Origin of the sequence: Pseudomonas lopnurensis (assembly GCF_015070855.1) — a bacterium.
Taxonomy (GTDB): domain Bacteria; phylum Pseudomonadota; class Gammaproteobacteria; order Pseudomonadales; family Pseudomonadaceae; genus Stutzerimonas; species Stutzerimonas lopnurensis.
Genome location: NZ_JADDIX010000079.1, coordinates 34,802 through 42,929, shown reverse-complemented (window position 1 = coordinate 42,929; position 8,128 = coordinate 34,802). Strand labels below are relative to the sequence as shown.

Annotated in this window: 8 protein-coding genes and 1 pseudogene; 4 read left to right on the top strand and 5 right to left on the bottom strand. The window is 65.1% G+C overall.

The genetic code is table 11. From position 1 onward, the window contains the following. A pseudogene (locus IN820_RS23010) lies at positions 1–123 on the top strand (hypothetical protein); the annotation flags it as partial. 74 nt (positions 124–197) lie between these two features. Here IN820_RS23010 and IN820_RS17280 read toward each other — a convergent pair. The 4 genes from IN820_RS17280 to IN820_RS17265 form a co-directional block, all read right to left on the bottom strand. Next, complete coding sequence (locus tag IN820_RS17280) at positions 198–629, bottom strand: acyl-CoA thioesterase (protein WP_193682161.1); 432 nt, start codon at positions 627–629, stop codon at positions 198–200. A 122-nt stretch (positions 630–751) separates the two neighbouring features. Further along, positions 752–1,915 (bottom strand): iron-containing alcohol dehydrogenase, encoded by a 1,164-nt coding sequence (locus IN820_RS17275; RefSeq protein WP_193682160.1) that lies wholly within the window; start codon positions 1,913–1,915, stop codon positions 752–754. Between the two features lie 111 nt (positions 1,916–2,026). Next, positions 2,027–3,817 carry an acyl-CoA dehydrogenase C-terminal domain-containing protein gene (locus tag IN820_RS17270; protein ID WP_193682159.1) on the bottom strand — a complete coding sequence of 597 codons (1,791 nt, stop codon included), beginning with the start codon at positions 3,815–3,817 and terminating at the stop codon, positions 2,027–2,029. Between the two features lie 2 nt (positions 3,818–3,819). Then, on the bottom strand, positions 3,820–5,058 hold the full coding sequence (locus IN820_RS17265; RefSeq protein ID WP_193682158.1) for a 3-hydroxyacyl-CoA dehydrogenase: 1,239 nt from the start codon (positions 5,056–5,058) through the stop codon (positions 3,820–3,822). A 489-nt stretch (positions 5,059–5,547) separates the two neighbouring features. Between IN820_RS17265 and IN820_RS17260 the strand changes: the two genes are divergently transcribed. The 3 genes from IN820_RS17260 to IN820_RS17250 all read left to right on the top strand — a co-directional run bounded on the left by IN820_RS17260 (position 5,548) and on the right by IN820_RS17250 (position 6,813). Further along, positions 5,548–5,892 carry a con-10 family general stress protein gene (locus IN820_RS17260; protein ID WP_193682157.1) on the top strand — a complete coding sequence of 115 codons (345 nt, stop codon included), beginning with the start codon at positions 5,548–5,550 and terminating at the stop codon, positions 5,890–5,892. Positions 5,893–5,971: 79 nt separating this feature from the next. Next, on the top strand, positions 5,972–6,178 hold the full coding sequence (locus tag IN820_RS17255; protein WP_193682156.1) for a DUF2795 domain-containing protein: 207 nt from the start codon (positions 5,972–5,974) through the stop codon (positions 6,176–6,178). Positions 6,179–6,261: 83 nt separating this feature from the next. Continuing rightward, positions 6,262–6,813 (top strand): ATP-dependent Clp protease proteolytic subunit, encoded by a 552-nt coding sequence (locus IN820_RS17250; RefSeq protein ID WP_193682155.1) that lies wholly within the window; start codon positions 6,262–6,264, stop codon positions 6,811–6,813. Here the strand turns inward: IN820_RS17250 and IN820_RS17245 are convergent. Beyond that, positions 6,791–8,107 carry an NTP/NDP exchange transporter gene (locus IN820_RS17245; protein ID WP_193682154.1) on the bottom strand — a complete coding sequence of 439 codons (1,317 nt, stop codon included), beginning with the start codon at positions 8,105–8,107 and terminating at the stop codon, positions 6,791–6,793. The genes IN820_RS17250 and IN820_RS17245 overlap by 23 nt on opposite strands. Positions 8,108–8,128: the final 21 nt, after the last annotated feature.

The following is an 8,128-nucleotide window of genomic DNA, read 5'->3' as shown; positions in this document are numbered from 1 at the left end:
GGTGGCGCACTCGGCAACGCCTACGGCGATGACGACGACCGCGACCGTGACGGCCGCCATCATGGCCATCCCGGCAAGGCCAAGGGGCACTACAAGAGCCGCCACAAGCACCGTCATCATTGATCGCAACGCGTTCGCCCGGTGGCACATCCTCGCGGCGATCGCAGGCCGCAGGGCCGTCAAGGTCTGAAGCCTGATTACGCCAGCGCCTCCAGCGCCGCACGCAACCTGGCGGGAATCGGCGTGGGTCGGTTGCTCGCCCGCTCGACGAAGACGTGCACGAACCTGCCCGCCGCACAGGCTTCCCGCTCGTCCTCGCGAAAGACCGCCAGTTCGTACTGCACCGAGGAATTGCCGAGCCTGGCCACTCGCAACCCGACCTCGATGGCGTCGGGAAAGGCGATCGAGGCGAAATAGTCGCACGACGAGCTGACCACGAACCCCACGACTTCGCCGCCGTGAATGTTCAGCCCGCCCTGGCGGATCAGGTAATCGTTCACCGCGGTATCGAAGAAGCCGTAATAGGCGACGTTGTTGACGTGGCCGTAGATGTCGTTGTCGTGCCAGCGCGTGGTGATCGGCTGGAAGTGCTTGTAGTCGCTACGCAGATGCTTGGGTTGCTCGGGCATTGCCGTTCTCCGCACTCACAGGATGGACGATGGCAGCGGGACCTGTCGGGGGATCTTCACAAGCCCGCTTCGCATTGGTGCGCTCCGCGCACCGGGTCCTGACTCGACGTGATCTTCCGTCCTCAGTATGCCGCCTGGTAGATCGCCAGCGCGTCGGCCTCTTTGACTTCGCGCGGATTGTTCACCAGCAGGCGCTGCTGCTGCAGCGCTTCCCTGGCCAGTTGCGGCAGCATGTGCTCGGGCACGCCAGCGTCACGCAGGCGCATGGGCAAACCGACCCGCGCGCCGAGCTGGCTGAACGCCTCGATCAACTGTTCGGCGTAAGTCCCAGGCCCATCCTGGCGCAGCCGTGCGCCCAGCACGATGGGCGCCAGCTCGCCGTAGTGGGCGGCCGCCACGCTGAGGTTGAAGCGCAGCACGTGTGGCAGTACCAGCGCGTTGGACAGCCCGTGGGGGATATGGAAGTGCCCGCCCAGCGGATAGGCCAGCGCATGCACCGCCGCCACCGGCGCGTTGGCGAACGCCTGCCCGGCCAGGCAGGCGCCGAGCAGCATGGCCTGACGCGCCTCGCGATTGCCGCCGTTGTGCACGGCCTCCTCGAGATGGCCGGCCAGCAGGCGCAGCGCCTCGCGCGCCAGCAGATCGGACAGCGGGTTTTTCTTCAGCGCGCTGGTATAGGCCTCGATGGCATGCACCATGGCGTCGATGCCGGTGGCGGCGGTCACCGCGGGCGGCAGGCCGAGGGTGAGGTCGGCGTCCAGCACGGCGAGATCCGGCAGCAGCAGCGGCGAGACCACGCCCATCTTGGTGGTTTCGCCGGTGGTGACGATGGCGATCGGGGTGACCTCCGAGCCGGTGCCGGCCGTGGTCGGCACCTGGATCAACGGCAGGCGCCGGCCATGGGCATTGCCGACGCCATAGACGTCGGCGAGCGTCTGCGCGCAATCGGCATGCGCCAGCAACGCCACCAGCTTGGCGACATCCATCGAGCTGCCGCCACCGAAGCCGACGATCAGCTCGGCCCGCTGCGCGCGAGCCTGCGCCACCGCCGCCAGCACGATGTGCTCCGGCGGGTCGGCCAGCACCTGGTCGTAGACCGCGACCTGCAGCCCTTCGCTGGCAAAACCCGGCAGCACCTCGGCGAGCAGGTCGAGCCGGGTGATGCCCGGGTCGGTGACGATCAGCACCGAGCGCGCGCCGCGCGCCTTGCAGAGGGTGGCGAGGCGCTTTGCCGAGCCGCTTTCGCAGATCAGTTGAGCGGTGGTGGCGAAGCTGAACGGATGCATGGCGGCTCCTCTTGTCATGTATACGCCTCGAGCGGCTCACTGCCGCCGGCGATCAGCGGCGATGCGCAAAACATCGCCAGCAAGCTGGCTCCTACAGGTATAGGTGGCCATTCAGAACGCGAAGCTGTCCGCATCCAGCGCCATCAGGCAGTCGGCGCCCCCTCGGATCGCCTCGCGGTGAGCGCTGGCCCGCGGCAATACGCGGCGCACGTAGAAATCGGCGCCGACCAGCTTGGCCCGATAGAACGCTTCCTCGCCGGTACCTTCCTCCAGCGCATCCTGCGCGCGTCCGGCAGCCTGTAGCCAAAAGCCGGCCAGCAACACATAGGCCGAATAATGAAGAAAATCCACCGACACGGCGCCGATCTCCTGCGGATCGCGCTGGGTGGCGGCGATTACCTCGGCGCTCAGCTCGCGCCATTCGCCGATACGTGCCTGCACGGTGCGGGCCAGCTCGTGCAACACCGGGCGATCGGCTTGGCAGTCGCACAGCTCGCTGAACTCGGCCTGCAACGCCGACAGCTCCGCACCACCGTCACCGAGCAGCTTGCGGCGGACGTAGTCCAGCGCCTGGATGCCATTGGTGCCCTCGTAGAGCTGGGTGATACGGCTGTCGCGCATCAGCTGTTCCATGCCCCACTCGCGGATATAGCCGTGGCCGCCGTAGACCTGTACACCGAGGCTGGTGACTTCCTGGCCCATGTCGGTGAGGAAGGCCTTGACGATCGGGATCAGCAGCGCCGCGCGCGTGCTCGCCATCTTGCGGTAGCTCGGTTCGGGATGTCCGTGTTCGAGATCCAGTTGCCGTGCGCAATAGGCGGCCAGCATGCGGCTGCCCTCCACCAGGGTCTTCTGCGTCAGCAGCATTCGCCGCACGTCGGGGTGGACGATGATCGGGTCGGCCGGCTTGTCCGGGCACTGCGCACCGGCCAGGCCACGCGACTGCAGGCGTTCGCGGGCATAGGCCAGTGCACCCTGCCAGGCCCGCTCCGCCAGGCCGAGCCCCTGCAGGCCGACCTGGAAGCGCGCGTCGTTCATCATGGTGAACATGCAGGCCAGGCCCTGGTTCGGCTCGCCGACGATCCAGCCGGTGGCGCCGTCGAAGTTCATCACGCAGGTGGCGGCGCCCTTGATGCCCATCTTGTGCTCGATGGCGCCACAGCTCAGCGCATTGCGCGCGCCCGGCGTGCCGTCGGCATTGGCGATGAACTTGGGCACCAGCAGCAGGCTGATGCCCTTCACCCCGGCCGGCGCATCCGGCAGGCGCGCCAGCACCAGATGCACGATGTTCTCGCTCATGTCGTGCTCGCCGCCGGAGATGAAGATCTTGCTGCCGCTGACCCGGTAGCTGCCGTCCGCCTGCAGCTCGGCCCTGGTGCGCAGCAGCGCCAGGTCGGTTCCGGCCTGCGGCTCGGTGAGGCACATGGTGCCGCTCCAGTGGCCGCTGACCAGCTTTTGCAGGTAAGCGTCCTTCAGCGCCTGGCTGCCATGCCTGTACAGCGCCAACACCGCGCCCTCGGTGAGCCCGGAATAGATGCGGAACGACAGCGAGGCGCTCATCAGCATCTCGTGGAAGGTGCAGGCTACCAGTTGCGGGAAGCCCTGGCCGCCGTATTCGGTGGGGCCGGTCATGCTCGCCCAGCCGTTGTCGACGTACTGCCGGTAGGCCTCGACGAAGCCCTGCGGCGTCCTCACCTCGCCGTTTTCCAGGGTCACGCCTTCTTCGTCGCTGTTGCGGTTGAGCGGGGCGATCTCGCCGCCGGTGTAGCGCGCCGCTTCCTCCAGCACGCCGTCGATCAGCTCGCGATCCAGGCCATTGCCCAGCAGCTCGCAATGGGCTGTGGCGTCGAACAGCTCGTGCAGCACGAAGCGCATGTCGCGCAGGGGCGCCTTGTATTCCATGCTCAGGCCTCCTTGCGGTGGTCGACGAAACGCCCACCGAGAGTGGCCAGGCTGTCGATCAGTTCGGCCGGTTTCCAGTGCTCGCCGTGGCGTTCGGTCAATGCGTTCAGACGATCGCGGATCGCCGGCAGGCCCTGGCGGTCGGCCCAGGTCATCGGCCCGCCGGCTTCCGCCGGGAAGCCGTAGCCATTGAGGTAGACGGTATCGATATCGGTGCTGGATTCGGCCATGCCCTCTTCGAGAATCTTCGCGCCCTCGTTGACCAGCGCCAGCAGGCAGCGCTCAAGAATCTCCTCCTCGCCGACCTCGCGCCGCTGGAAACCCAGGCGCTCGGACTCGCGCTGCACCAGGGCATCCACCTCGGGATCGTGCTCGGCCTGGCGGCTGCCCTCGGCGTAGCGGTAGTAGCCCATGCGCGACTTCTGCCCGAAGCGGCCCAGTTCGCACAGGCGGTTATCGACCTGCACCTCGGGCTCGTCCTGGCCGGTGCCGGCCAGTTCGCGCGCGCGCCATTCCAGGTCGATGCCCACCACGTCGTACATGCGGAACGGCCCCATGGCAAAGCCGAAGCTTTGCAGCGCGCCGTCCACCTGGTGCGGGTAAGCCCCTTCGAGCAGCATCGCCCGCGCCTCGCGCACGTAAGTGGCGAGCATGCGGTTGCCGATGAAGCCGGGGCAGTTGCCGGCGATCACGCTGACCTTGCCCATGCGCTTGCCCAGCTCGGTGGACGCCTGCAGCACGGCCTGGCTGGTCTTCGCGCCGCGGACGACTTCCAGCAGTTTCATGATGTGCGCCGGGCTGAAGAAGTGCAGCCCCACGACCTGCTCGGGACGCTGGGTAACGGCGGCGATGGCGTCGATGTCCAGCGCCGAGGTGTTGCTGGCGAGGATGCCTCCAGGCTTCAGGATGCCGTCCAGCTCCCGAAAGATCCGCTGCTTCAGTTCGAGGTTCTCGTAGACCGCCTCGATCACCAGATCCACATTGGCCAACGCCCGGTAGTCCGCCGCCCTGCCGATGCGCCCACGCCGGGCAACGGCCTCGGCCTCGTCGATGCGTCCCTGGCGCACATTGTGCGCGTAGGTGTCATCGACCATGCCGAAGGCCTGCTCGAGCATCGCGGGATCGCTGTCCAGCCAGAGCACCTCGACCCCGGCATTGGCCAGGCTGATGACGATGCCGCGTCCCATGGTTCCGGCACCGATGACGGCGGCGGTCTGGATGTTGAAGCGGGTCTGGCTCATTGCAGCTGTCCTCGTCGCAAGGCTGGAAAACCGGGAGACCAACCATAGACGAGGACGTTACTATTTTTGAAATTTAGTCGTGTGATGTTTCAGATTCATCAAATGAATATCTACGACCTCAACCTGGTGCGTGTGGGCGCTAAACGCCGATCCGCAACGCGCAGCGGCAGAACGACCCCGCCTTGCAGTGGTTGATCGAGCAAATCGTAGCCGCCCCCACTGACCAGGTCGCATGAGAGCGGGCTGGGCGATATCGCAGACGTACATAAATAAATAGCGATATCAAAAGCAAGGCAAAACGATATGCATCGGCCAGAACCGCTAAACGAAACCTGGCATAAACAAACGTATATCCGCCACTCGTCTCCTCAAACAACCAAGTCTGAACTACTGCCGGCTGCGTACCTCAGAACATACGAGGCGTTGCTGAATTAACATTCAAGCGCAAGCGCCAATATCGCAGCATTCAACAACTCCGCGGAGGCAATTATGGCTGACAAAAAAGACAGCATGAGCGTGAACGAAGCCGGTCGAAAGGGCGGCGAAGCAACCGCAGCGAGCCACGACAAGGAGTTCTATCAGGATATCGGCAGCAAGGGTGGCCAGAACAGCGGCGGCAATTTCAAGAACGATCCCGAGCGGGCTTCCGAAGCCGGCAGCAAGGGCGGCCAGAACAGCGGCGGCAACTTCAAGAACGATCCGGAGCGGGCATCGGAAGCCGGCAGCAAAGGTGGTCAGAGCAGTGGCGGAAACTTTGCCAACGATCGCGAAAAAGCTTCCGAAGCAGGTCGCAAGGGTGGTCAGAATAGCCACGGCGGTGGTCGCAACAGTTAATCGCTAAAGCAAACCGGAAGCGGGCAAGGGATAACTTTGCCCGCTTCGCTTTATATTTTTTTAATTAATGGAGCCAACCATGACCCGCGGCGTAGGTGGCGAAAGCCCTGCAAACCTCGCAACTTATTTGAAGGGAATCGACTATCCGGCACGCAGGGATGACCTGGTAAAACATGCGCAACAGAACGGCGCCGAAGAAGCAGTCCTCAATGTTCTGAAAAACATGCCAGAGCAGGAGTACGACAATATGGCCGATGTCATGAAAGGCTACGGCGACGCTCGTTGACGATCGCCCTCTGCCAGCCGGTCGCGGCCAGCCTGTGGCGGTCAGCACCGGTGCACTTCCTCGCTTGCAGAACGGACCCTTCCATGACCGCTCACATCGTCCATTTCACCGCGCCCATCAACGCCTTGAATACCGCGCAGCTGATCGATCGCTGCACCCAGGCGGTGCAACAAGGCGCTTCGGAGCTGGTGATCAAGATCGCTACCATGGGTGGCGAATGCAGTTATGGCTTTTCGCTGTACAACTTCCTGATAGCCCTGCCAATCCCCGTGCATACCCACAACCTGGGTACGGTGGAGTCGATGGGCAACATCGTATTCCTCGCGGGTGAGCGACGCACCGCCTGCCGTTACAGCAAGTTCCTTTTCCACCCGTTTCACTGGAACCTGAACGGCTCGGTGGATCATGCGCGGATGTCCGAGTACGCGATGAGCCTGGACAAGGATCTTGATCTCTACGCGCGGATCGTCGCGGAGCGAACCCGGGGCGCCACTGAGCAACTGGACATCCGCACCTACCTCTGCGCCGCGCCACGCATTCTCGAACCGGCCGACGCCCTGCGTTGCGGCATGATCGATGCCGTGGACGAGTCGCTCCAGCCGAGCGAAGCCATCAGCTGGTGCGTACCCTGCTGAGCTCCTGCGCCTTCCCGGCGCGATCCGCCCGGCTGCCCAGATACCAGCCGAGCGCGCCCCACAGCGCGGCGCACACCGCCCCGACCAGGGCGATCAGCACCGCGCCCTGCCCCAGCATGTCCAGCAGCGCCTTGACCCAGCCGCTGACGGCATCGCCGCCACGGTACACCACGGTGTCGATGAAGTTCTTCGCCTTGTACTTGCTCTCGGCATCCAGCGGGGCGAAGAGCATTTCACGGCCGGGGCGGACGAACGCGTACTCGCCGATGCGCCGCACGATCATCAGCGCCGCCAGCACGGCGAAGGTCGGCGCCAGCGCCAACCCGACGAAGCCCAGGCAGACCAATGCCGGCACCACCACCAGCAGCATGCGCACGCCGAGCCGCTGGGCGACGCGGCCGGTGATGAACAGCTGTGCCAGCAGCGCGCCAGCCTGGACCACGAAGTCGATGGCGCCGAACACCCGCACCTGTTCGGCGCGGTCGGGGAACAACTCGGCCACCAGCCGCGCCTGCTCGAAGTAGAGAAACGTGCTGACCGTGGCCAGCAGGACGACGAAAGCGCTGATGCCGAGCAGGTAGCTCGAGCCGAGCACGCGCGTCAGGCCGCTGAAGGGGTTGCCGGGCACCGGCCGTCGCGGATTTTCCGCCTGCTGCGCGCCGGGACGACCGGCGCCGCCGATGGCGCGCCAGGCCATCAGGTAATGCTTGAGCGCCACCGCTGCCGCCAGCAGCAGCGCCGCCAGCAGCATCAATCCGGCCTGCCCGAGCAGACTCACCAGCAAGGCGCTCAGCGCCGGCCCGGTCAGCCCTCCGACACTGGCGCCGGCGGCGATGAAGGCGAACAGGCGCTTGGCCTGCGGCGCATCGAAGACGTCGGCCATCAGGCTCCAGGCCACCGAGACGACGAACAGGTTGTAGACCGATATCCACACGTAGAACACCCGTGCCAGCCAGACGTTCTGCTGCAGCAGCAGGAACAGCACGGCGAACAGCAGCAGGTTGATGCAGAAGAAGCCGTACACCCAATCGATGTAATAGATGCGCGCGACCTTCGAATTGAGCCAGGCGAACAGCGGTACCGCCAGCAGCATGACCACGAAGGTGGCGCTGAACAGCCATTGCAGGTTCTCCACGCCGCCCTGGATGCCCATGGACTCACGGATCGGCCGCAGCATGAAGTAGCCGGTGAACAGGCAGAAGAACAGGCCGAAGCCCGCCAGCGACGCCAGCAGCTCGCCGGGACCGGCGTTGATCAGACGGGCGAGACGCTGCGAGAACAGGGCTGCAGGCATGCACTCAACTCCCTGGCGGCG

What these genes read in the sequence shown, in the direction of transcription:
- IN820_RS17280 (WP_193682161.1), bottom strand. Translation starts at nt 629, where the DNA reads ATGCCCGAGCAACCCAAGCATCTGCGTAGCGACTACAAGCACTTCCAG.
- IN820_RS17275 (WP_193682160.1), bottom strand. Translation starts at nt 1,915, where the DNA reads ATGCATCCGTTCAGCTTCGCCACCACCGCTCAACTGATCTGCGAAAGC.
- IN820_RS17270 (WP_193682159.1), bottom strand. Translation starts at nt 3,817, where the DNA reads ATGGAATACAAGGCGCCCCTGCGCGACATGCGCTTCGTGCTGCACGAG.
- IN820_RS17265 (WP_193682158.1), bottom strand. Translation starts at nt 5,058, where the DNA reads ATGAGCCAGACCCGCTTCAACATCCAGACCGCCGCCGTCATCGGTGCC.
- IN820_RS17260 (WP_193682157.1), top strand. Translation starts at nt 5,548, where the DNA reads ATGGCTGACAAAAAAGACAGCATGAGCGTGAACGAAGCCGGTCGAAAG.
- IN820_RS17255 (WP_193682156.1), top strand. Translation starts at nt 5,972, where the DNA reads ATGACCCGCGGCGTAGGTGGCGAAAGCCCTGCAAACCTCGCAACTTAT.
- IN820_RS17250 (WP_193682155.1), top strand. Translation starts at nt 6,262, where the DNA reads ATGACCGCTCACATCGTCCATTTCACCGCGCCCATCAACGCCTTGAAT.
- IN820_RS17245 (WP_193682154.1), bottom strand. Translation starts at nt 8,107, where the DNA reads ATGCCTGCAGCCCTGTTCTCGCAGCGTCTCGCCCGTCTGATCAACGCC.